Origin of the sequence: Salmonella enterica subsp. diarizonae, from assembly GCF_008692785.1 — a bacterium.
Classification (GTDB): domain Bacteria; phylum Pseudomonadota; class Gammaproteobacteria; order Enterobacterales; family Enterobacteriaceae; genus Salmonella; species Salmonella diarizonae.
On the sequence record NZ_VXJV01000007.1, the window covers coordinates 35,104 to 56,792 of the forward strand.

The window sequence follows — 21,689 nt, forward strand, 5'->3', positions numbered from 1 at the left end:
GTTTTTTGAATGATATTAAGATGATGGTTTTTAGTGTCGCTTCTTGGCGACACGTTGCTGAAATTTTGCCCGCCAGCATCAGGATACGGACAGGTTATAAAACACATTAAAATCATCAAATTAATGAATTGTTTTGCAACCTGGCACAGTTACTGCATAATAGTAATCAGTGGCTCATTCACCTTCTTATGTCAGCCCCTTAGGGACGCGCTACATAAACTTCGAATGACGCACAACAAGGTGCCTGCCGTCCAACTTCTGATAATAGCGTAGCTTTATCAACCTCCGGGCGAAACGTCGAGTTAGGCACCGCCTTATTCCGCAACAAAGCCGGGTTTAACCCGGCTTTGTTGTATCTGGCGCTCCCCTCGGTTAGCATCTTTTTTATTCTTCTTTTATGTGAGCGATACGTTGAAGCGCTGGTCTGTTTTCCCCCGATCTTTACGACAATTGGTCATGCTGGCCTTTTTGCTAATCTTGCTGCCGTTGCTGGTTCTGGCCTGGCAGGCGTGGCAAAGTCTTAACGCGTTAAGCGATCAGGCCGCGGTGACTAACCGCAGCACGCTTATTGACGCCCGGCGTAGTGAGGCGATGACCAACGTCGCGCTGGAGATGGAGCGAAGTTACCGACAGTATTGCGTGCTTGACGATTCGACGCTGGCGAAGGTGTATCAAAGCCAGCGTAAGCGCTATAGCGATATGCTGGACGCCCATGCCGGTGTCTTGCCGGATGATAAGCTGTATCAGGCGTTACGCCAGGATTTAAACGCGCTGGCACAATTACAGTGTAAAGATAGCGGCCCGGAAGCGGCGGCCGCCGCGCGTCTGGAGGCTTTTGCCAATGCCAATACGGAAATGGTGCAGGCGACGCGTACTGTCGTTTACTCGCGCGGGCAGCAGTTACAACAAGAAATCGCCGAGCGCGGACAATTTTTCGGCTGGCAGGCGCTGGTGCTATTTCTGGTGAGTCTGGCGATGGTGCTACTTTTTACCCGCATGATTATCGGGCCGGTGAAAGGAATTGAACGGATGATTAATCGCCTGGGCGAGGGCCGTTCTTTGGGGAATACCGTCACCTTTACCGGTCCGCGTGAATTACGATCGGTGGGGCAGCGCATTATCTGGCTGAGTGAGCGCCTGGCGTGGCTGGAATCCCAGCGGCATCAGTTTCTACGTCACCTGTCTCATGAGCTGAAAACCCCGCTGGCCAGTATGCGCGAGGGGACAGAGCTGCTGGCCGATCAGGTGGTTGGGCCGCTGACGCCGGAGCAAAAAGAGGTAGTCGATATTCTGGATGTCAGCAGTCGTAATTTACAAAAATTGATTGAGCAATTGCTTGATTACAACCGGAAACTGGTGGACAGTGCCACAGAGCTGGAAGCGGTTGATATCGCGCCGCTTGTGGATATGGTGGTTTCCGCCCACAGTTTACCTGCCCGCGCTAAAATGATGCATACCGATGTCGACCTGGAGGCCGAGCGCTGCATGGCAGAGCCAATGTTGCTGATGAGCGTGCTGGATAATCTCTATTCCAACGCGGTGCACTACGGCGCTGAATCCGGTAACATTTATATCCGTAGTCGCTCTCAGGGCTCCACGGTTTATATCGATGTGATTAATAGCGGTGAGCCGATTCCGCAAACGGAAAGAGAAATGATTTTTGAGCCTTTTTTCCAGGGAAGCCACCAGCGAAAAGGGGCAGTAAAAGGCAGTGGGCTAGGGCTGAGTATCGCCAGAGATTGTATTCGTCGAATGCAGGGAGAGATCCGACTGGTGGATGACAACGCGCAAGAAGTCTGTTTTCGCATCTCGCTGCCTCTCCCTATATCTGACAAACACTAATATGAATTTAAGCCTGGTGAGTATGTCACACGTTTTAGTCCAAACTATTAAACGATGCCTTTTGCGGTGGGGAATACCGGTGGGCATATCGTGTCTGGCGCTGACCGCATGTGTTCCCCACGCCGCACAGCAACTGCCCGATAGCGCAGCGCAGGACAAGCTCCCCCATTATCAACTGGCGGATTATCTCCCGACGGCGTGCGCGGATATCTGGTCGCTACGCGGGCAGACGGTGGAGACGAATCCGCTGTACTGGCTACGCGCGATTGACTGCGCCGATCGTTTGATGCCGGTTCAGTCGCGCGCAGAGGCGCGTGCGTTGACGGATGATAACTGGCAGAATGCCTTCAGGCGCGGGATCTTACTGGCGGATGCAAAAATTACGCCGCCGGAGCGTCGCGCCATGGTATCCCGTCTGGAGGCGTTAAGCGCGCAAATACCGGCTCAGGTACGGCCCGTTTACCAAATCTGGCATGACGGTCAGGCGCTGCAATTAGCCCTTTCTGCCGAACGTCAGCGCTATAGCAAACTCCAGCAAACGTCAGATAGTGAGCTGGATGCGCTGCGCCAGCAGCAACAGGCCTTGCAAACGCAGTTCGATCTTACCACCCGTAAGCTGGAGAGTTTAACCGATATTGAGCGCCAGCTTTCGACACGGAAACCGGCAGGGAATTACAACGCCGAGACGCCGCATACGAATGACAAACCCGCGACCTCTGAAGATGGCGCGGCGCCGTCGCCGTCACAAGATGAGGTAACGCCATGATAAGCCGTAAACCGGCGCACCTACTGCTGGTCGATGACGATCCCGGATTACTGAAATTACTCGGTATGCGCCTGACCAGCGAAGGATACAGCGTGGTTACCGCCGAGAGCGGCCAGGAAGGACTACGGGTACTGCATCGGGAAAAAGTAGATCTGGTAATAAGCGACCTGCGCATGGATGAAATGGACGGTATGCAACTGTTCACAGAAATTCAGAAAGTACAGCCGGGAATGCCGGTTATCATTCTGACGGCGCATGGTTCCATTCCGGATGCGGTGGCCGCTACCCAGAAGGGCGTATTCAGCTTTTTGACGAAGCCGATCGACAGAGACGCGTTATATAAAGCAATAGATGAAGCGCTGGAGCAGTCCGCTCCCGCGACGGACGATAGCTGGCGCAAATCTATCGTTACTCGTAGCCCGCTGATGCTGCGACTGCTTGAACAGGCGCGCATGGTTGCACAGTCGGATGTCAGCGTGCTGATTAACGGACAAAGCGGCACCGGGAAAGAGATTTTTGCACAGGCCATTCATAACGCCAGCCCGCGCAGTAACAAGCCCTTTGTCGCCATTAACTGCGGCGCGTTGCCGGAACAGTTGCTGGAGTCCGAATTATTCGGCCATGCGCGCGGCGCTTTTACCGGCGCGGTGAGCAATCGTGAAGGGTTGTTCCAGGCGGCGGAAGGCGGCACGCTGTTTCTGGATGAAATTGGCGATATGCCCGCGCCGTTACAGGTGAAGCTGCTGCGGGTGTTACAGGAGCGCAAAGTCAGGCCGCTGGGCAGCAATCGCGATATCGATATCGACGTGCGAATTATTTCTGCGACGCACCGCGATCTGCCGAAGGCGATGGCGCGGGGCGAATTTCGTGAAGATTTGTACTACCGGCTGAATGTAGTTAGCCTGAAAATTCCGGCGCTGGCCGAGCGTACCGAGGATATTCCGCTGCTGGCTAATCATCTGCTCAGACAATCGGCACAACGGCATAAACCATTTGTCCGCGCCTTTTCTACCGACGCGATGAAGCGGCTGATGACGGCAAGCTGGCCGGGCAACGTGCGCCAACTGGTCAACGTCATTGAACAATGCGTGGCGTTAACCTCTTCGCCGGTGATCAGCGATGCGTTGGTCGAGCAGGCGCTGGAAGGCGAAAACACCGCGCTGCCAACCTTTGCCGAAGCGCGAAACCAATTTGAACTGAACTATCTGCGCAAGTTACTGCAAATTACCAAAGGTAACGTGACGCACGCGGCAAGGATGGCGGGGCGCAACCGCACGGAATTCTACAAGCTACTCTCCCGTCATGAACTGGATGCGAATGATTTCAAAGAGTAGTTTTCATGCCGTAAAGTAGTGCGAAATATGTTACGTTTAACCGATCAAAACACAGGCGACCTTTTCAAGGAATAGCATGAAAAAGATTGATGCGATTATTAAACCCTTCAAACTGGACGATGTCCGTGAAGCGCTGGCCGAGGTAGGTATTACCGGGATGACGGTAACTGAAGTCAAAGGCTTTGGCCGTCAAAAAGGCCACACCGAGCTGTATCGCGGCGCGGAATATATGGTGGATTTTCTGCCGAAGGTAAAAATTGAAATCGTTGTGCCTGACGACATCGTGGATACCTGTGTTGACACCATCATTCGTACCGCGCAGACGGGGAAAATCGGCGATGGTAAGATTTTTGTCTTTGACGTCGCCCGCGTTATTCGTATCCGTACTGGTGAAGAAGACGACGCGGCTATCTGATGTGCCGATTCGCTGCCCATCTCCTCCCTGTGGGCAGCGAACCACTGTTTAATCGCCCTGCGGTAGCGCCGGCGTGGTTCGAGTGCAAAGCCATCTCAGGCTGACAATGGCGACGATCAGCGCCACGCAACTTAGCGTCCACTCGCCCATTTGCGAGAAAAAGTGTCCGTAGGCGGCTACCGCCGTATCACTAATTTGCGATTCCGTGGTTTGTTGCGCGACGACGCCAGCCAGCCAGTTAGCGACCGCGCCGGTCGCCAGCATATAGATACCGGTCAGTACGCCTGTGACGCCCGGCAGATTGAGACGGGTAATTTGCGCCATCGCTACCGGATCAATAAACAGCTCCGCAAAGCCCATCAGCGCCAGCCCTGCGATCATCATTCCCATTGATGCCTGCCCGTCTAACCGGGCCTGATGCGCGTTTAGCGCCAGTAGCATAAAACCGCCGCCCATTAATACCAGCCCCACGGCAAATTTAAGCCAGACGCGCAGTACCGAGCGGGCGCTCTCTTTCGGGCTGCTCAGCCACGCCAGCATCACGCCCGCCGCCATCACCGCAATCGCATTGACCGACTGGAACAACGCGGTGGGGACGGTCATGTGCAGCCAGTGGCGGTTGACAAAACGGTCGATGAATAAACTGATCGAACTTCCGCCCTGCTGCGCCAGAACCCAGAAGAGAGTGCCGATGATCATTAACAGTACGATTTGCCACAAGGCGCGACGGTGTTCGGGAAATTTAACCATAATACGGGCGATAAGTTGCGCCGCGAAGACGCAGACAATGGCCAGCACATAGCCAGACCAGTTATTTTCCAGCAGGAGGGTGAAGAATACCGGCGCGATACACAGCATTAATACCAGCCAGCCCCAGGTTGGAAGGGCGAATTTAACCGCCCGCAGCGCGGGGCGATTAACACCGCGCGTCTGCTGAAAGTGACGATGACCGCTTAAAAAGATGAGCAGGCCGATGAACATTCCCACGCCCGCCAGCGCAAAGCCGACATGCCAGCCGTACCACTGCGCCGCCAGACCACAGGCGATCGGCGCGGCTATCGAACCAATATTTCCGGCGGCGTAAAGCAGCGAGAATCCCCCGTCGCGGCGGTTGTCATCAGGTGCGTAAAGTTCGCCCAGCAGACAGCTAATATTGGATTTAAACAAGCCATAGCCGCAGATAATAATGGCCAGCGCCACATATAAACTCAGCGTTGAATCAGATTCTAAGCCTAATACCACATGACCCAGCGTCATCAATAAGGCGCCGGTGATAACCGCCACGCGGTTGCCAAGCAGGCGGTCGGCAAGCCAGCCGCCAAGAATAGGGGTAACGTAAACTAAAGAGGCGTAGGCGCTGAAGAGGTTGATCGCGTGGCTGTCATTAAAACCAAGCTGGTGGGTAAGATAAAGGATGAGTAAGGCACGCATGCCGTAAAAGCTGAAGTATTCCCAAATTTGAATCGCCACGATGTAAAAAATCGCGCGCGGTTGTGAGGGTGTTTTCATAAAGTCTCCTTGCTGCGTGAAAAAGGGAAGTGGCAAGCCACTTCCCTTTGGTACTTATTTCGTATTTTCTTTCAGCACCTTAACGGTGTAACGTCCATAGGCGCCGTGGATATCGGTTTCGAAGCCCGGGTAGTGAGCGCCGATTTCGCACAGCATTTGCAGGAATTCCAGTACCGGACGGCTTTCCTCGGTGATCATTTCACCAGGCATCACCAGCGGCACTCCCGGAGGGTAAGGAAGGATCATGTTGGCGTTGACGCGTCCAACCATCTCTTCAAGATATACCTCTTCCGTTTCGCCATGCAGCTCTTTCTGGAACGCAGTATACGGCGTCATCACCATTGTCGGCAGCACTTCAAACGCGCGGTACATTAAGTCCGGCAGATTATGGTGTTCGACCAGTTTATGAATATTCTGCGCCAGTTCCTGGATTCGCATATTTTCATAAAACTCAGGTGCTTCGCGGTACAGTGCCGGCAGAATGTTTTTGACGCGCAGGTTCAGGTCAAAGGCGCGTTTAAATTCAGTGAGCGCGCGCAGCAGGCTCAGAGCTTTGGTTTTGTCGATACCAATGCTGAACAGGAACAGCAGGTTGTACGGGCCGGTTTTTTCTACGATGATGCCACGTTCATCGAGATATTTGGCGACCAGACTTGCCGGAATACCGAATTCATCCATCGTACCGTCTTTCTTCATCCCCGGAGTCAGGATAGTGACTTTGATCGGGTCGAGGTACATGTGTTCATTATCGATATTTTTGAAGCCATGCCATGCGCTATCTGAACGCAGCGGCCAGCACTCAGCCCCATCGATATGTTCCGGCTGCCATACGTCAAAGAACCAGCCGTCGGATTCGCTTTTCAGGCGCTTAATTTCTTTACGGAATTTAATCGCACGTTCAATAGAACCGTTAATCAGACGTTTACCCGCATTACCTTTCATCATCGCCGCTGCGGTTTCAGTTGACGCAACGATACCGTAGTGCGGAGAGGTGGTGGTATGCATCATGTAGGCTTCGTTAAAGGTTTCTTCGTTAATGTCGCCTTTAACATGAATCATGGATGCCTGTGAAAACGCCGCCAGCAGTTTATGCGTGGACTGGGTTTCATAAATGATTTTGCCTTCTACCCGGTCGCCGCTCATACCGCATTTACCCTCATAAATGGGGGAGAAATTGGTATAAGGCACCCAGGCGGAGTCAAAGTGAATGGACTTCACATCCAGAGTTTTCTTGATGTAGTCAGTGTTATACAACAGACCGTCATAGGTCGAATTAGTAATAACAGCATGAACCGGCCAGGTCGCGTTAGGCGTCTCTTTTACCCGTTTAGCGATAGTGGCGTGCTGGAACTCGCTTTGCGGAATACCGCCAAGAATACCGTAGGCGTTACGGGTTGGGCGGAAATAAATCGGCGTAATGTCGCTCATCATCATCAGATGAGTCAGCGATTTATGACAGTTACGGTCAATCAGTACCGTGCTGCCTGCTGGCGCGGAGTACATACCGACGATTTTGTTCGCCGTAGAGGTGCCGTTCGTCACCATGTAGCTACGTTCGGCGTTAAAGACGCGGGCGATATACTCTTCCGCTTCTTTATGCGGGCCGGAGTGGTCCAGCAGCGAACCCAGTTCGGAAACGGAAATCGAAATATCAGATTTCATCGTGTTCGGGCCGAAGAAATCATAAAAGATGCTGCCTACCGGGCTTTTCTGGAAAGCGGTCCCACCCATGTGGCCAGGCGTACAGAAGGTATATTTTCCTTCACGCACATATTTGAACAGCGCTTTTGTCAGCGGCGGTAGAATATTGTCGATGTATTCATCGGTATTCTGGCGAATTTTCGCCGCGATATCGGCTGCGGCGCCTAAAGCATATTCAAAGAAGCGAACCTGCATTCTCAGATCGTTGAGGCTGACGTCCAGCGTAGAGTAGCTGTTGGCGAAGGCGTACAGCGGCATATACTCGTTCAGCTTGCTAATCTCTTCGCAAAGCTCAAGGTTATATTTATCCCAGTCGAAAATGACGCCGCAAAGGCGGGCATTATTTTCAATCAGCTTCAGCAGGTCTTCTCGGTCGTTTGGATAGACGATACGGAAATTTAAACCTTCCAGTGCACGATGCAGTTCACGAATAGGCTCTTCTTTAAAGTAGACGCCCATGTGGTTCATGATAGCAATAACGTTCATAGTCTTGTTCCTGGTAAAGTGGGCCCCTCCCGCTACGCTATAGCAGGTGACGAAAGGGGCTTTGAGAAAAAGGAGTTAGCGGTTAAAGCGCTTCAGCCGTATTGTTTTCGCTGTCGTTGTTCTGGCGCTGGTGCATTTTGCGGCCGTAGAACATCAGGATGATCAGACTGACGATAAAGGTGCCGGAGAGTTCGAAGGAGCTGGCGCCCATCAGTGCGATGAAGCAAAATGCGCAGCCCAGTACAGAACAAATCAGGCTTACCGAGTTACGGATGTTGAACCCTTCGAAGCGAATCAGGTCAACACAGGAGTAGAAGTACGGCAGCATGGTAAGCAGTACGGCAATCCCGGTCAGTTCGCCGAACAGGTCGGACGCTTTACCACCGCTGGAGTTCATGATGGTGATCAGAATCATCAGCGCCGTCATTTTCACCGCAGCCAACAGCAGACCTTTTTTCGGAATACCGTTTTTATCCATTTCGCCGTAAATTTTCGGGAAGTTGCCGTCGTTGGCGGCGCGAACCCCAGCCTGGCCGACCAGCATCATCCAGGAGCCCAGAGACGTCAGGCAGGCGAAAGCGGTAAAGGCGGAAACCAGCGGCGCAGCCCAGCCACCCAGAATCGTGGAGGTACTGATAGCAAACGGCGCGCCGGAAGAGGCCATAACGGAAGCTGGGAACATCCCGGCGATAACCTGAGTCGCGGCGATATAGATGATGCCTGCCAGCGCGGTACCCAGCATGGTTGCCAGCGGTACGGTGCGTTTCGGGTTTTTCACCATGCCGGTGCTGACGGCGGCAGACTCAACACCAACGAACGCCCACAGGCAGAGCAGAATACTTTTGACAATGGCGTGAGAATCGGTCGTCGTAGACGTGTTCCAGTTCGCGTGATAGGTCGCGATATCGAACCAATGCCAGCCGGCCACTGCGGTCAATACTACCGGGATCAGCACCAGGAACAGGCCAATAGTCGTCAAGCGGCTGACCCATGCCCCGCCCAGCATATTAATAAAGGTGAATAGCCAGACGATAGCAATACAGGCAATACCTGCCGGTATTGGATTATTTAATGCCGGGAAGAACGTAGAAAGATAAGAAACGGCGGTAATACCGATGGCTAAATTACCAATCCAGTTTGCATGATAATAAAGAACGCCGGTCTGGAAACCAAACGCCGGAGATATTTCCCCTGCATAAGCAATAGGGCCACCCTGTTGAGGGTTTTTGGTTGCCAGCCTCGCATAAACATAAGCCAGTGACATTGCCCCAATAATAGAAATTACCCAGCCCCAGATGGCAATGCCACCAATACTGGCAAGGTTGGCGGGTAATAATGCAATCCCGCTCCCCATCATATTACCGGCAACGACGCCAGTACAGGCAAATAGCCCGATCTTTTTGACAGAACTCATGTTCATTTCTCCTGAGCTGTATTTTTAAGAACCGGGCCTATGCTTCATATATGCTGCGTGCCCGTTCAACTGTCGACAAGATTAACGAATGGGGTGAGATAAGTCCTAAAGAAAAAGTGAAATAAATACAAACATGAGAAAACTGATAGATTGATATTTTTCAATTAACATATAAATATCATGAAAAATATCATGAAAGGATAAACATTGTTTAATTACAAAGGGTTATATTTACATTTCTTTGCAGTGATTATGTTGCCAGAATTAACATAAGTTATTTTTGGCAACATATTTTTCACAAAATAAAAGCGAAAAATTTAATATATTTTCGCTTTTATTTGTCATGGCTCAGCGCTGAATTTAATCTTCAGCCAGAAAACTATTCAGATAAGGTACAATTTTCTGAACGGATGTCTGAAATACGCCATTTTCGATCCAGTACAGTGTGTTTTCACCGGGACGTAAATTAAAGGCGGTTAGATAGGCATCAGCGGCCAGACGATTCTCACCTTTCATTTCGTAAACTTTCCCCAGCAGGACATAGTTAAACCATGACATTTCAAGCTCGATGCTTTTATTGATTTCCTCATACGCCGCATCGATATCACCTTTTCCTAAAAGATCGACGGTCTTGATTTTATAATAAACAGACGTTTTCTCAACGCCCGGGATTTGATCTATTTTTTTAAACTCTTCGTTCAGTACGGCCGCTTGCTCTTTATCAAACGGCTGCTGTGATTGCCGCAATACGTCTACCAGCACTTTATATTCATAGGCATATTTGAAATCAGGAGTTTCCTTTATAATGCCATTCAGAATATCGCTGGCTTTACTTAGCGCCTGCGCATCGCCGCTCAGAATAAGCTGGCGCGCCTCATAAAAACGCATCAGCGCGGTATTTTGTGGCGTTCTGAACAGGGCCAGTTGTTCTCGCATACGACCCGGCCAGGGCTGTGTTAAAACGAAAGACAGGCTATTAAACAGATCATCCTGGATGGACAACTGGTTAGTATTGGTGACGAAATAACGCTTATCCAGCATGGTTGAACCATCGGCGTTATCAATTAGCACCACAGACATAAAGCACTGCTGCGCCCGATAGTGGCGCTGATTGACAAACTGAATGGTTAACGTCTTACCGGAACTGCTTGGCTCATTGACCCGGTAATTGGTTTTATCATGTACCATAAAGGTCGAGTAGGTGTTCAGCAGGTCGGTGATTAAGCCGCCCAGACCGATGGCGTAGGACTCCTGCGAGACCCAGTTGTTACAGGAATTGCCGCCTTCAAAGCGAACATCTATATCTCGTGGGTTAAGTAATAACCGCGTTTTTGTTACCGCGGCATTATGATCTACCACCGACATGACAATAAACACGATCAGCGTCGCCAGCGAGAGCAGGAACATCACCCACGTCCAGAAGGCAGCGATACGCGGCTTTTTCGCCCTTTTAGCCGGCGCTTGCAAAGTGGCGGGCGGCGCTGGCGTAACGGCCGGAACCCCATCCGTCGGTTCTGCATATGTCGCTGCGATCGGGGGCGGCGGCGACGTTGATGAATTATCGATTTCATCGCTATTTTCTTCGCACCAGATAACTGGTGCCGTCAGCTTATAGCCGCGTTTAGGTACGGTAACGATGTATTCTGCATTGCAGTCTCCGCCGTCTCTTAGTGATTTGCGTAGTTCAGAAATGCTTTGGGTGACAACATGGTTGGTCACGATAGTGCGCATCCAGACATGATCAATAATGTTATCCCGGCTTAACACTTCATCCGGGTGGTGCGCAAAATACATCAGAAGATCGATCAGACGTGGTTCAAGGGTAATCTGGCGTCCCTGACGACTGATCTGATTAACAGAAGGTGTAACCAGCCACTCTCCAATGCGTACAACAGGTTGCTGCATAAAAAGATGCCCTAACGAGCTAAGTCAAACGTTAATAATAACACGATTTGCACAGACTTTTTTTATTCCCCTTTTTTGTAAAAGAAAGGCGTAAAAAGTAGCGCAATAAGTAGGGGGATGAGGAGGAAAACGGGCGTTCCTCTTAACGGCAAAGCCCGTTTTTTCAGACGATTTCTTGCAATTACAGCACTTTATGCGGGCCGAAGCATTCGTAATGAATGTTTTCGTTATTCACGCCAAGTGAAACCAGTTGTTTTGCGGCAAATTGCATAAAGCCTACCGGGCCGCAAAGATAGAACTGCATTGTCGGATCGCTGATCGCGGCTTCCAGCTTGCTTAAATCCATCAGTCCTTCGCTGTCAAAGACGCTTTGGGCGCGATCGGCCTCGGTCGGTTCGCGATACCAGGTATGGGCAGTGAAACGCGGCAGTGTACGGCCCAGTTCGCTCACTTCGTCGGCAAACGCATGAACGTCGCCATTCTCCGCTGCGTGGAACCAGTTCACCTGCGCAGTATGCTGTGTTTTCGCCAGAGTATCGAGCATCGCTAACATCGGCGTCTGGCCGACGCCAGCGGAAATCAGCGAAACGGGGATATCGGCGGCGACATTCATAAAGAAGTCACCTGCCGGCGCGGCCAGATGCACCACATCGCCTACGCTGGCGTGATTGTGTAACCAGTTTGATACCTGGCCGCCGTCTTCACGCTTCACGGCAATACGATATCCTTTACCATCGGGTTTACGGGTCAGTGAATATTGACGGATCTCCTGATGCGCAAAACCTTCCGGCTTCAGCCAGACGCCCAGATACTGCCCGGGACGGTATTCCGCCACCGTACCGCCGTCGACCGGCTCGAACTCAAAGCTGGTGATCATTGCGCTACGCGGGGTTTTCGCGACGATGCGGAAGGGGCGCGTGCCTTCCCAGCCGCCGTCTTTGCTGGCGTTATCGTGATAAATTTCCGCTTCGCGGTTGATAAAGACGTTAGCCAGTACGCCATAGGCTTTGCCCCACGCGTCCAGCACATCCTGACCTGGGTTGAACATTTCCTCCAGCGTCGCCAGCAGATGCGTCCCGACGATGTTGTACTGCTCCGGCTTAATCTGGAAGCTGGTGTGCTTCTGCGCGATTTTTTCTACCGCCGGCAGCAGCGCCGGTAAATTTTCGATATTGCTGGCGTAGGCTGCGATAGCGTTAAACAGGGCTTCACGCTGATCGCCGTTACGCTGGTTGCTCATATTGAAGATTTCTTTGAGCTCCGGGTTATGCGTAAACATACGGTCGTAGAAGTGGGCGGTCAGTTTCGGTCCCGTTTCAACCAGCAGGGGAATGGTGGCCTTTACTGTAGCGATGGTTTGTGCGTCTAGCATACGTGCTTCCTTTATGTGAAAATCTAATGATGTATATCAAATGCATCTTATAAAAATACCCTTGCATTGTAAATGGTTCTTCAATGCCTTACGTTGTGGACGTAACAACGTGAAAAATCTGCATCACAAAGCTGAAAAGAAATCCGTTGAAATTCGTCAGGCTTTCGTTCGGGAAACCCTTATCTGACGTACAGGTAAACGTTTGCGTAAAAACCTTTGTCAAGACCTGTTATCGAAGAATGATTCGGTTATACTGTTGGCCGAAGTCCCACGGACTGCCTTTTCAGGCACAAATTTTATTGTTAGCTGAGTCAGGAGATGCGGATGTTAAAGCGTGAAATGAACATTGCCGATTATGATGCCGAATTGTGGCAGGCTATGGAGCAGGAAAAAGTACGTCAGGAAGAACACATCGAACTGATCGCCTCCGAAAACTACACCAGCCCGCGCGTTATGCAGGCGCAGGGCTCTCAGCTGACCAATAAATATGCTGAAGGATATCCGGGCAAGCGCTACTACGGCGGTTGCGAATATGTTGATATCGTAGAGCAACTGGCGATTGACCGCGCGAAAGCTCTGTTTGGCGCCGACTACGCTAACGTTCAGCCGCACTCTGGTTCTCAGGCTAACTTCGCTGTTTACACCGCTCTGCTGCAGCCGGGCGATACTGTTCTGGGCATGAACCTGGCGCAGGGCGGCCACCTGACTCATGGTTCTCCGGTTAACTTCTCCGGTAAACTGTACAACATCATTCCTTACGGTATTGATGAGTCCGGTAAAATTGACTACGACGATATGGCGAAGCTGGCCAAAGAGCACAAGCCGAAGATGATTATCGGTGGCTTCTCTGCCTACTCCGGCGTGGTTGACTGGGCAAAAATGCGTGAAATCGCTGACAGCATCGGCGCATACCTGTTTGTCGACATGGCGCACGTGGCGGGCCTGATTGCCGCGGGCGTTTACCCGAACCCGGTTCCCCATGCGCATGTGGTCACGACCACCACGCACAAAACTCTGGCTGGTCCGCGCGGCGGCCTGATCCTGGCGAAAGGCGGCGACGAAGAGCTGTACAAAAAACTGAACTCTGCCGTCTTCCCAAGCGCGCAAGGCGGCCCGCTGATGCACGTTATCGCAGCAAAAGCCGTGGCGTTGAAAGAAGCGATGGAGCCAGAGTTCAAAGTTTACCAGCAGCAGGTAGCGAAAAATGCCAAAGCGATGGTAGAAGTGTTCCTGAATCGCGGTTACAAAGTGGTGTCTGGCGGCACTGAAAACCACCTGTTCCTGTTGGACCTGGTGGATAAAAACCTGACCGGTAAAGAAGCCGACGCCGCCCTGGGCCGCGCCAACATCACGGTGAACAAAAACAGCGTGCCGAACGATCCGAAGAGCCCGTTTGTCACCTCCGGTATTCGTATCGGTTCTCCGGCAGTCACTCGTCGCGGCTTTAAAGAAGCAGAAGTGAAAGAGCTGGCTGGCTGGATGTGCGACGTGCTGGACAATATCAATGATGAAGCGGTCATTGAGCGCGTGAAGGGCAAAGTGCTGGATATCTGCGCCCGCTTCCCGGTTTACGCGTAAGCGCTTGTGTTATGAAAATGGCCCGATGGCGCTGTGTCTGTCGGGCTTACCTGAATGCACCATAGCGCAACGCCGCCGGAAGCCATTCTCCGGCGGCGTTGCGGTTTGAACTCCCTCCGTGCTTGTTAATCTTATGTTACTCTTGCCAGCGTAACCGTTTATCGCCAGACTATCGCTTCCAAACGGGAGGGAATCATGGCATTGCATTCCACGCGCTGGCTGGCGCTCAGTTATTTCACCTACTTCTTTAGTTACGGTATTTTTCTGCCCTTCTGGAGCGTCTGGCTTAAAGGTCTTGGGCTAACGCCGGAAACCATCGGTCTTCTGCTGGGCGTAGGCCTGGTCGCGCGTTTTCTCGGTAGCCTGCTCATTGCTCCTCGCGTAAGCGATCCTTCGCGGTTGATCTCCGCGCTGCGCGTACTGGCATTGTTGACGCTGGTATTTGCGCTGGCATTTTGGGCAGGAACGCATGTCGCGTGGCTAATGGTGGTGATGGTCGGGTTTAACCTCTTCTTTTCACCACTGGTGCCGCTGACCGATGCGCTGGCCAATACCTGGCAAAAGCAAATTACCCTGGACTATGGCCGGGTGCGGCTGTGGGGGTCTATCGCCTTCGTGATAGGGTCGGCGCTGACCGGTAAACTGGTGAGTTTATACGATTACCAGGCGATTCTGGCGCTACTGACGCTTGGCGTCGCCTCGATGTTGCTGGGCATGTTGTTACGTCCCAGCGTGCCGCCGCAGGGGGAAAGCCGTCAGCAGGAGAGCGCAGGCTGGCCCGCCTGGAGTACACTGGTGGCGCAAAGCTGGCGTTTTCTGGCCTGCGTCTGTTTGCTGCAAGGGGCGCACGCCGCCTATTACGGTTTTAGCGCCATATACTGGCAGGGGGCTGGCTATTCAGCGTCGGCAGTCGGCTATTTATGGTCGTTGGGCGTGGTGGCGGAAGTGATCATTTTCGCCCTGAGTAAAAAGCTATTCCGCCGGTTTAGCGCTCGCGACTTGCTGTTGCTTTCCGCCGTGTGCGGGGTGGTACGCTGGTGGCTGATGGGCTGGAGTACGGCGTTGCCGTGGCTGATTGTGATACAAATCCTGCATTGTGGAACGTTTACCGTTTGCCATCTGGCCGCCATGCGCTATATCGCTGCACGTCAGGGAAGCGAGGTGATTCGTTTGCAGGCCGTCTATTCCGCTGTGGCGATGGGCGGCAGCATCGCTATTATGACGGTATTTGCCGGTTTTCTGTATCAACATCTGGGCGGCGGCGTATTCTGGATTATGGCGCTGGTGGCATTGCCCGCTATCTTCCTTCGGCCCAAAGTGGTTGCCGCGTCATGATTCCAGGATCTTGCGGATCTGTTGCTGCTGGTGCGCTGTGAGGGCGCGATCCGCATGAATTAACGGCGGTGAGAAGAGCGGTAGCGGCGTGGCGTAAGGGGTAACAATCAGCGCTACGCCGCGTGGGCATCCCTCTTTTTGAAACGCCTGAGTCGATACCCGTTTGATATTGAGCGGCAATAGGGTCAGTTCACGCAGTTGCTGCTCAATATACGTCTCCAGCGCATCATTTTTATCCGCTAACAATACGATCTGTTTCTCATGCAGATCGTTATCCTGCATCAGCCAGGCGCCGAAAATCACCGCCACCAGCCCCCTCTCTTCCTCGGAAAAGCGGATACCATATTCGGCTTCAAACCCGGCGAGCGCCTCACGTGTGGTGCGTACCAGACGCGGATAAAGACGGTTGAACTCTTCCGGAAGCGTATTATCGATGCCAATCGTGAATAAACTTCGGTTCAGCGCCTGGGAGAGATGGACATACAGCTGATCGTTAAGCCCTTGTTCGTCGCTGAAGCGTACGTTCCCTTTTTCTCTAAAGCGCAGCACCAGCCGCGCCACCTCCAGTCGCAGTTTCTGCGCCCGTTGATGCGTGTCGCGAATCGGGTCGGGGATGCGAATCATTGAAAACAGTAACGCCATAAACAGCGCTTCGTTCAGCGGTGCAGCCTGCATCACGTGGCGCTGCCAGTGACGGCCAATTTCCTGGGCAAGCGGATATTCCGCACACGACTGCGCCCAAATCTGCTGCACAGGGTTGAACGCCGGGGTGATACCGGCATGGTGTTGTAGCAGACAATACTGTAAAAAGAGACGCAGGAACTGCACGTCGCGATTTTCAAATGGTTTTTGCAACCGGCGGGCGCACAGATTGATGAGCGCGTGCAGATTGATATCGTCATACAACGGACGCGCGATACCGCGCTGCTTTAGCGCATTTTTTAAGGCCGGGGTAAAGTGTTGCGTGACGAAGGTCGGGCATAAACGTAGGCCGCGCCTGAGCCAGTGTAAAAGGCAAAGGCGCTGATCGAGTGCTGTACCTTCGATCCGATAGCAACCGTTCTGGCATGTCGTGATGGCAAGGCGATGATAGCGCTGGATCTCCAGGCTTGTCTCAGTGATATCCTCACGGGCAATATCATCATCAACGCCATTAAGTGCGCTGAAGATTTCCACCGTGGCGATTGGCTCCGGCTGGAAAAGCGTCAGCAATACCTGGCAGCGGCGCTGGGGAGCGGAAAGTACAGATGGTGGGGCAATCGTCGGCATCATCTGTCAGGTCTCCCGTTAGTTTGTCTGGTAAGGATAGCTAAAGTTTGCGAGTGAAAAATGTTATAAGCGTGCTTTTAGGCCAGGAATGCTGAGGAGCGTCACAGAATTTTTATCGCGAGGAACAGATGAAGCCAGTGAAACGCAGCGCCTTAACACTATTTCTCGCCGTTTTATCTTTCGTGGCGGCGGCGCATCCGCACAGCTTCATCCGTCTGCAAACGCAGGTGGTCAGTGAAAATGAGCAATTTGTGGCGTTAAAAATGCGTTGGACAATGGACGAGCTGACGTCCGCAGATCTGTTGTATGACGCCGGAAACGCTGCTCCGGGTTCGGAAATATGGAAAAAGTTGGCGGCGGAAGTGATGGCTAACGTACTTGGACAGCACTACTTTACAGAAGTGTGGCGCAATGGCGCGAAAGTAAAGTTTAAAAACAGGCCGACAGAATACGGTATGACACGTGAGGCACATCAGGCGGTATTGAGCTTTACGCTGCCGCTGGCTGAACCGCAGCCGTTAAGCGGTCAGACTTATACCTTTTCAACGTTTGATCCTTCTTATTATGTCGATATGCATTATGACCAGGACAGCGATATAACGATGCCGGAACCGCTGCGCGAAAAGTGTCGGATTCAGGTTCATACTCCTGCGCCCGGCGAAGAGACATTACGTTTCGCCCAGTCGCTTGATAAAGAGGACGCGCCGCCGGAGGATATGGATTTAGGTAAACAGTTCGCCCAAACGGTGACATTGCAATGTCAGTAATTTTTTCTCAACGCACTCCCGGGCGGCGCTGGCTATCTCTGTGGCCATTGGCGTTATTACTGCTGTTGATGCTGGCTGGCGGTCTGTGGATATGGCAGGCCTGGCCGCAGGTGATGTTGAAAAGCGTCCTTTGGCAGCGGGAAGTGAATCAGCAGTTGAGCGCGCTGCTTAACGCGGTGGCGACGCATCCTGAGCGAGCGGGCGGATCGTTGCTTCTGTTGAGTTTTATGTATGGCGTGCTTCATGCGCTGGGGCCGGGACATGGCAAAGTGGTGATCGCGACATGGCTGGCGACGCATCCTTCGAAGCTGAAATCAAGTATCGTGTTAACCCTCGCCGCCGCGTTATTGCAGGGGCTGGTGGCTATCGGGTTGGTGGCGGGAGTGCTGACCGTATTGCAACTTCCGGCAAGGCAGTTACATCTGAGCGGCTTCTGGCTGGAAAAGGGGAGCTATGCGTTAGTTGGCGGGCTGGGCATCTTGCTGTGCTGGCGGGCCATAAAAAGATTACGCGCGCTGCTACGTAAACCTGGGTTTATCGCTTTTACGCCGCGCCATGTTCACCATGAAAAATGCGGCTGCGGACATCAACATTTACCGACGCAGGAACAACGGCATAGCGGCGATGACTGGCGCGCGCGACTAATGATCGTACTGTCTATGGGGATGCGGCCCTGTTCCGGCGCGATAATGGTGCTGTTATTCAGTAAAGTAATTGGCGTTTTTAGCTGGGGAATGGCGTCGGTACTGGCGATGGCGGCGGGAACCTCGCTAACGATTACCTCGCTGGCGCTGCTGGTACACACTTTTCGCGCTCTGGCGGTGAAACTCAGTGGAAACAAAACGCCTGCGTTATGGCGGCAGGTAGGCTGGTCAACGCTGGCGCTGGCCGGAGGGGTAATACTGCTTGTCGCGGCTCTGGTCATGTGGTTTAGCGTGCCGCAGCCTGTGGGGGGGCTGCGGCCATGGCGTGGTTGATTAGTGCCCGGCGGGTTTGAGATGCATCCGCGCGATGGATTCGTCTTCGGCCCAGTAAATTCGTTCGGCGACCATCGCTTCCGGATTGAGCTGAACGCCGCGCAGCACCCGCTCTTTAAAGCGCAGATAGCCACCTTTGTCGATCAGATGGCCCATATGCAGATAGATCGGTTTTCCGCCGAGCATCTCTTTTTCAAATTCATACAGGTTAACGATCACCTGCTTTATCACGTCTTCAGTCACCCAGTTGAGGAAGAGCTTGCCGACGCGCGGCGTTTTTTTACTGGTGCGTCCGCCCAGACGGACTTGCCAGAGCTGATCCGGTTTACGTTGCCAGGCTAGCGTCGGACAGGCCAGCACGCACTCGCCGCAGCCGATACAGGCCGACTCTTCTTTGACCGCTTTGCCGTTCTTCAGCGCCAGGCAGCCTACCGCGTGGTGACTACAGGCCTTCACGCAGGCGCCGCAGCCGATACAGCGTTCGGCAGTGAAGCGCATTTTCGCCACGCCAATAATCCCCAGATCGGCCATTGACGCCTTCGCGCAGTCATTCGGGCAGCCGACAATCACCGTTTTGAGATGATAAGGGCTGGGATAGACCAGTTTTTCAAGACGACGGGACAGGCCGGTAGTATCAGTGTTGGCTTTCTGGCAGATGCGGTTCCCCTGACAGGCGACAATATTTCGCCCACCAATAGCGAGATAGCCCGCTTTGGTATCCTCAACCTGGACGTCGCACAGTTCTATTTCAATTTCGCGAAGAAACGGCTCCAGCGCGGCGTTCACGTTGTCGATATCTTCGTAACGGATACCCGGCATCGCCAGCTTCTGGCGGGTAGTGAGGTGGATTTGTCCGTTACCCCAGGTTTCGGCGATGTCACGCGCCACCGTCAGCAAATGCGCAGGCAAAATGCCGCCGGGAATGCGGACGCTGATCATGGCTTCGCCGCGCACTTTTGACAGGCGATATTCGTTTTTCGCACGGGCTTTAATGATATCAATATCAATGCTCATGATGTTCTCCTTAATCGGCAAAACGTTGCGCGACGGCGTAGTTAAATATCGGACCGTCGGTGCAAACATACACTTCGCCCATACGGCAGTGGCCGCACTTCCCGACGGAGCAGGCCATCCGGCGCTCGTAGTCCACCCAGATTTGCTCCGGCTTTAGCCCTTTTTGCAGCAGCATTTTTACAGTAAAGGTAATCATTATTGGCGGCCCAACGACGATGGCTTGCATGGTGTCGATATCGCTAAGCGCCATGTCGGCAAGCCGATCGGTCACCCGGCCAATCTGGTAACAGTCATCGGCCTCGCCTTCATCCAGCGTGAACACCAGGTTATGCTTGCCGCGCCACGCCGCCATCTCCTCTTTGTACAGCACGCAGTCGCGGTTTTTATAGCCGAGAATCATATCCAGTTGGCCAATTTCCTGCGGATTCTCAACGAAATAACGCATTAACCCTTTCACCGGCGCGACGCCCGTACCGCCTGCGACAACCAGTAAGGGTTTATGGCGCAGCGTATCGACCGGATAGCCATTGCCATAGCAGCCGCGTAGCCACACGTTATCGCCTTCTTTCAGCGTAAAGAGGGCGCTGGTCACTTTTCCGACATTACGAATCAGCAGATCTATCCAGCCGTCGCCGCAGTCGGAAACGGAGATGGGCGCTTCGCCGACGCGCGGCAGCGACACTTCAACAAATTGCCCCCAGTGCGCGGGAAAATCGACCGCCACGCGGAAATTCCACTCCAGCGGCGTGTGGCGAGTAATACTGAGGATGCGGTACGCCGCAGGCAGCAAACTGTGCTGCGGTTTATCATGGCAGGAACAATGTGACATGCGTTATGCCTCCTCTGCCAGCGCCTGCCGAACGGCGGCGGTCATTTTGTTGATAATAAAAGAAAATTTGATGTATTGTGGGCAGCGATCGTCGCAGCGGCCGCAGCCGACGCACATATGTTCAATGCCGTTGCGCGCTTTGTAGTCATTGACCTTATGCAGGGCGCGGTAGCGCAGACGCTCGCCGGGTTTTTCGCGAAAGCCATGACCACCGGCCATGTCGCTAAAGCCTGGCACCATGCAGCTTGCCCACTGGCGACGGCGTTCACCGCGCTGTGGATTTTCATCATAGGCGACGTCAAAGACGCTATAGCAGGTACAGGTTGGACACCCGGTGGTGCAGCGGCCGCAACTGATGCAGCGGCTGTCGTAGGCGTCCCATAGCGGATGGCGGGTGAGAATGTCGCGAATTTTTTGCGGATCGCGGCAAACGCTGTCCGGCGTGACGACGGTTTCCCGGTTTTCGCTGACGAAAGAGGGGGTATAGTTGGCCTCCTGCCCCAGCCCTTGAATCGCCGCCTCGATAAAGGGATCGCGGATGCTGACAAACGCACCCTCGTCGCTAAAACGCATTGCGGCGCTATAACGGTCGGTTTTATTGGTACCCATTGAGACGCAGAAACAATTTTCGAAACTTTCTTCACACTCAATTAGGACGAAACGAATATGCTCCCGTAACAGTTGATAACTGTAATCGGAATTATTCCCATTTGATAAATACATATAATCCAGCCGCGACATGGCGTTAATGTCGCAGGCGCGGGCAAAGATGACTATCGGGGAGGTGTCTGTCTCGGCAATTTGAATCGTGTCTTTATCGAAATAAAAGAGCGTTTCGGTGATAGGGGTGATAATGGTATTCGGCGACATGTGCGATTTCTCGTGCCAGATGAGATCGCGCCAACCGCTAATCTGTTGATAAATAATGTTGTCAGTGTCGGAAAAACGCCCACCGCGAAACTCTGCGGACGGGGCAAACACGCGCCATTTTTTGTTTAATCGCTGGATAAGCAGACTAAACTCGTCAGGCGTAATTTTGATAGCCATCGCATACTCCACAGTAATATTCAGGAAAAACAAATGAAAATAAATTGTTATAAAAATCAGATGAATATTACTGTTACGCTAGCGCTAATCAGCCACCTTCGCTAACGGGAAAAAATGGTTTTTACTATC

The 21,689-nt window shown here is 52.7% G+C and carries 17 protein-coding genes; 8 read left to right on the forward strand and 9 right to left on the reverse strand.

Annotation, left to right across the window (positions count from 1 at the left end; all coding sequences use genetic code 11):
• Positions 1-411 precede the first annotated feature (411 nt).
• The 4 genes from qseE (at position 412) to glnB (ending at position 4,357) form a co-directional block, all read left to right on the forward strand.
• Positions 412-1,842, forward strand: a complete 1,431-nt coding sequence (gene qseE / locus F4V72_RS15220) for a two component system sensor histidine kinase QseE/GlrK (protein ID WP_134949864.1) — start codon at positions 412-414, stop codon at positions 1,840-1,842.
• Between the two features lies 1 nt (position 1,843).
• A complete protein-coding gene (gene qseG / locus F4V72_RS15225; protein WP_077944600.1) occupies positions 1,844-2,608 on the forward strand; it encodes a two-component system QseEF-associated lipoprotein QseG in 765 nt (254 codons plus the stop codon).
• Positions 2,608-3,942, forward strand: coding sequence for a two-component system response regulator GlrR (gene glrR, locus F4V72_RS15230; RefSeq protein ID WP_024134831.1), 1,335 nt, complete (start codon positions 2,608-2,610; stop codon positions 3,940-3,942). The genes qseG and glrR overlap by 1 nt, the downstream gene beginning before the upstream one ends.
• Positions 3,943-4,018: 76 nt before the next feature.
• A complete protein-coding gene (gene glnB / locus F4V72_RS15235) occupies positions 4,019-4,357 on the forward strand; it encodes a nitrogen regulatory protein P-II (RefSeq protein ID WP_000717694.1) in 339 nt (112 codons plus the stop codon).
• A gap of 48 nt (positions 4,358-4,405) precedes the next feature.
• On the opposite strand, the gene dtpD is transcribed toward glnB, so the two are convergent.
• The 5 genes from dtpD to hmpA form a co-directional block, all read right to left on the reverse strand.
• On the reverse strand, positions 4,406-5,866 hold the full coding sequence (dtpD, locus tag F4V72_RS15240; RefSeq protein WP_023246003.1) for a dipeptide permease DtpD: 1,461 nt from the start codon (positions 5,864-5,866) through the stop codon (positions 4,406-4,408).
• A gap of 54 nt (positions 5,867-5,920) precedes the next feature.
• The gene (gene cadA / locus F4V72_RS15245) at positions 5,921-8,053 is read right to left on the reverse strand and encodes a lysine decarboxylase CadA (protein ID WP_136058135.1); all 2,133 of its coding nucleotides are present in this window, start codon (positions 8,051-8,053) and stop codon (positions 5,921-5,923) included.
• An 82-nt stretch (positions 8,054-8,135) separates the two neighbouring features.
• The gene (gene cadB / locus F4V72_RS15250) at positions 8,136-9,467 is read right to left on the reverse strand and encodes a cadaverine/lysine antiporter (RefSeq protein ID WP_000100010.1); all 1,332 of its coding nucleotides are present in this window, start codon (positions 9,465-9,467) and stop codon (positions 8,136-8,138) included.
• Between the two features lie 360 nt (positions 9,468-9,827).
• The gene (gene cadC / locus F4V72_RS15255; protein ID WP_053530093.1) at positions 9,828-11,372 is read right to left on the reverse strand and encodes a lysine decarboxylation/transport transcriptional activator CadC; all 1,545 of its coding nucleotides are present in this window, start codon (positions 11,370-11,372) and stop codon (positions 9,828-9,830) included.
• A gap of 181 nt (positions 11,373-11,553) precedes the next feature.
• Positions 11,554-12,744: an NO-inducible flavohemoprotein gene (gene hmpA / locus F4V72_RS15260; RefSeq protein WP_053510776.1), complete on the reverse strand. Its 1,191-nt coding sequence runs from the start codon at positions 12,742-12,744 to the stop codon at positions 11,554-11,556.
• Positions 12,745-13,068: 324 nt separating this feature from the next.
• Here hmpA and glyA point away from each other — a divergent pair, with 324 nt between their 5' ends.
• Together glyA and F4V72_RS15270 are read left to right on the forward strand one after the other, a co-directional pair.
• Positions 13,069-14,322, forward strand: a complete 1,254-nt coding sequence (glyA, locus tag F4V72_RS15265; protein ID WP_053510774.1) for a serine hydroxymethyltransferase — start codon at positions 13,069-13,071, stop codon at positions 14,320-14,322.
• Positions 14,323-14,517: 195 nt separating this feature from the next.
• On the forward strand, positions 14,518-15,657 hold the full coding sequence (locus F4V72_RS15270) for a 3-phenylpropionate MFS transporter (RefSeq protein ID WP_023245999.1): 1,140 nt from the start codon (positions 14,518-14,520) through the stop codon (positions 15,655-15,657).
• On the opposite strand, the gene csiE is transcribed toward F4V72_RS15270, so the two are convergent.
• The gene (csiE, locus tag F4V72_RS15275) at positions 15,652-16,929 is read right to left on the reverse strand and encodes a stationary phase inducible protein CsiE (RefSeq protein WP_023245998.1); all 1,278 of its coding nucleotides are present in this window, start codon (positions 16,927-16,929) and stop codon (positions 15,652-15,654) included. The two genes, F4V72_RS15270 and csiE, sit on opposite strands and share 6 nt — an antisense overlap.
• Positions 16,930-17,054: 125 nt before the next feature.
• Between csiE and F4V72_RS15280 the strand changes: the two genes are divergently transcribed.
• Positions 17,055-17,693, forward strand: a complete 639-nt coding sequence (locus F4V72_RS15280) for a DUF1007 family protein (RefSeq protein WP_070804169.1) — start codon at positions 17,055-17,057, stop codon at positions 17,691-17,693.
• On the forward strand, positions 17,684-18,670 hold the full coding sequence (locus tag F4V72_RS15285) for a nickel/cobalt transporter (protein ID WP_136058136.1): 987 nt from the start codon (positions 17,684-17,686) through the stop codon (positions 18,668-18,670). The genes F4V72_RS15280 and F4V72_RS15285 overlap by 10 nt, the downstream gene beginning before the upstream one ends.
• Here the strand turns inward: F4V72_RS15285 and asrC are convergent, their stop codons facing one another.
• From asrC to asrA, 3 genes are read right to left on the reverse strand one after another with little or no spacing between them, the layout of a single operon-like run.
• Entirely contained in the window at positions 18,671-19,684 is a 1,014-nt protein-coding gene (gene asrC, locus F4V72_RS15290) for a sulfite reductase subunit C (RefSeq protein WP_023245995.1), read from the reverse strand.
• Positions 19,685-19,694: 10 nt separating this feature from the next.
• Positions 19,695-20,513: an anaerobic sulfite reductase subunit AsrB gene (gene asrB / locus F4V72_RS15295; RefSeq protein WP_023245994.1), complete on the reverse strand. Its 819-nt coding sequence runs from the start codon at positions 20,511-20,513 to the stop codon at positions 19,695-19,697.
• 3 nt (positions 20,514-20,516) lie between these two features.
• On the reverse strand, positions 20,517-21,560 hold the full coding sequence (asrA, locus tag F4V72_RS15300; RefSeq protein ID WP_023245993.1) for an anaerobic sulfite reductase subunit AsrA: 1,044 nt from the start codon (positions 21,558-21,560) through the stop codon (positions 20,517-20,519).
• Positions 21,561-21,689 lie beyond the last annotated feature (129 nt).

What these genes read in the sequence shown, in the direction of transcription:
- F4V72_RS15270 (WP_023245999.1), top strand. Translation starts at nt 14,518, where the DNA reads ATGGCATTGCATTCCACGCGCTGGCTGGCGCTCAGTTATTTCACCTAC.
- cadB (WP_000100010.1), bottom strand. Translation starts at nt 9,467, where the DNA reads ATGAGTTCTGTCAAAAAGATCGGGCTATTTGCCTGTACTGGCGTCGTT.
- asrC (WP_023245995.1), bottom strand. Translation starts at nt 19,684, where the DNA reads ATGAGCATTGATATTGATATCATTAAAGCCCGTGCGAAAAACGAATAT.
- cadA (WP_136058135.1), bottom strand. Translation starts at nt 8,053, where the DNA reads ATGAACGTTATTGCTATCATGAACCACATGGGCGTCTACTTTAAAGAA.
- hmpA (WP_053510776.1), bottom strand. Translation starts at nt 12,744, where the DNA reads ATGCTAGACGCACAAACCATCGCTACAGTAAAGGCCACCATTCCCCTG.
- glyA (WP_053510774.1), top strand. Translation starts at nt 13,069, where the DNA reads ATGTTAAAGCGTGAAATGAACATTGCCGATTATGATGCCGAATTGTGG.
- asrB (WP_023245994.1), bottom strand. Translation starts at nt 20,513, where the DNA reads ATGTCACATTGTTCCTGCCATGATAAACCGCAGCACAGTTTGCTGCCT.
- csiE (WP_023245998.1), bottom strand. Translation starts at nt 16,929, where the DNA reads ATGATGCCGACGATTGCCCCACCATCTGTACTTTCCGCTCCCCAGCGC.
- asrA (WP_023245993.1), bottom strand. Translation starts at nt 21,560, where the DNA reads ATGGCTATCAAAATTACGCCTGACGAGTTTAGTCTGCTTATCCAGCGA.
- cadC (WP_053530093.1), bottom strand. Translation starts at nt 11,372, where the DNA reads ATGCAGCAACCTGTTGTACGCATTGGAGAGTGGCTGGTTACACCTTCT.
- glnB (WP_000717694.1), top strand. Translation starts at nt 4,019, where the DNA reads ATGAAAAAGATTGATGCGATTATTAAACCCTTCAAACTGGACGATGTC.
- F4V72_RS15280 (WP_070804169.1), top strand. Translation starts at nt 17,055, where the DNA reads ATGAAGCCAGTGAAACGCAGCGCCTTAACACTATTTCTCGCCGTTTTA.
- F4V72_RS15285 (WP_136058136.1), top strand. Translation starts at nt 17,684, where the DNA reads ATGTCAGTAATTTTTTCTCAACGCACTCCCGGGCGGCGCTGGCTATCT.
- dtpD (WP_023246003.1), bottom strand. Translation starts at nt 5,866, where the DNA reads ATGAAAACACCCTCACAACCGCGCGCGATTTTTTACATCGTGGCGATT.
- qseG (WP_077944600.1), top strand. Translation starts at nt 1,844, where the DNA reads ATGAATTTAAGCCTGGTGAGTATGTCACACGTTTTAGTCCAAACTATT.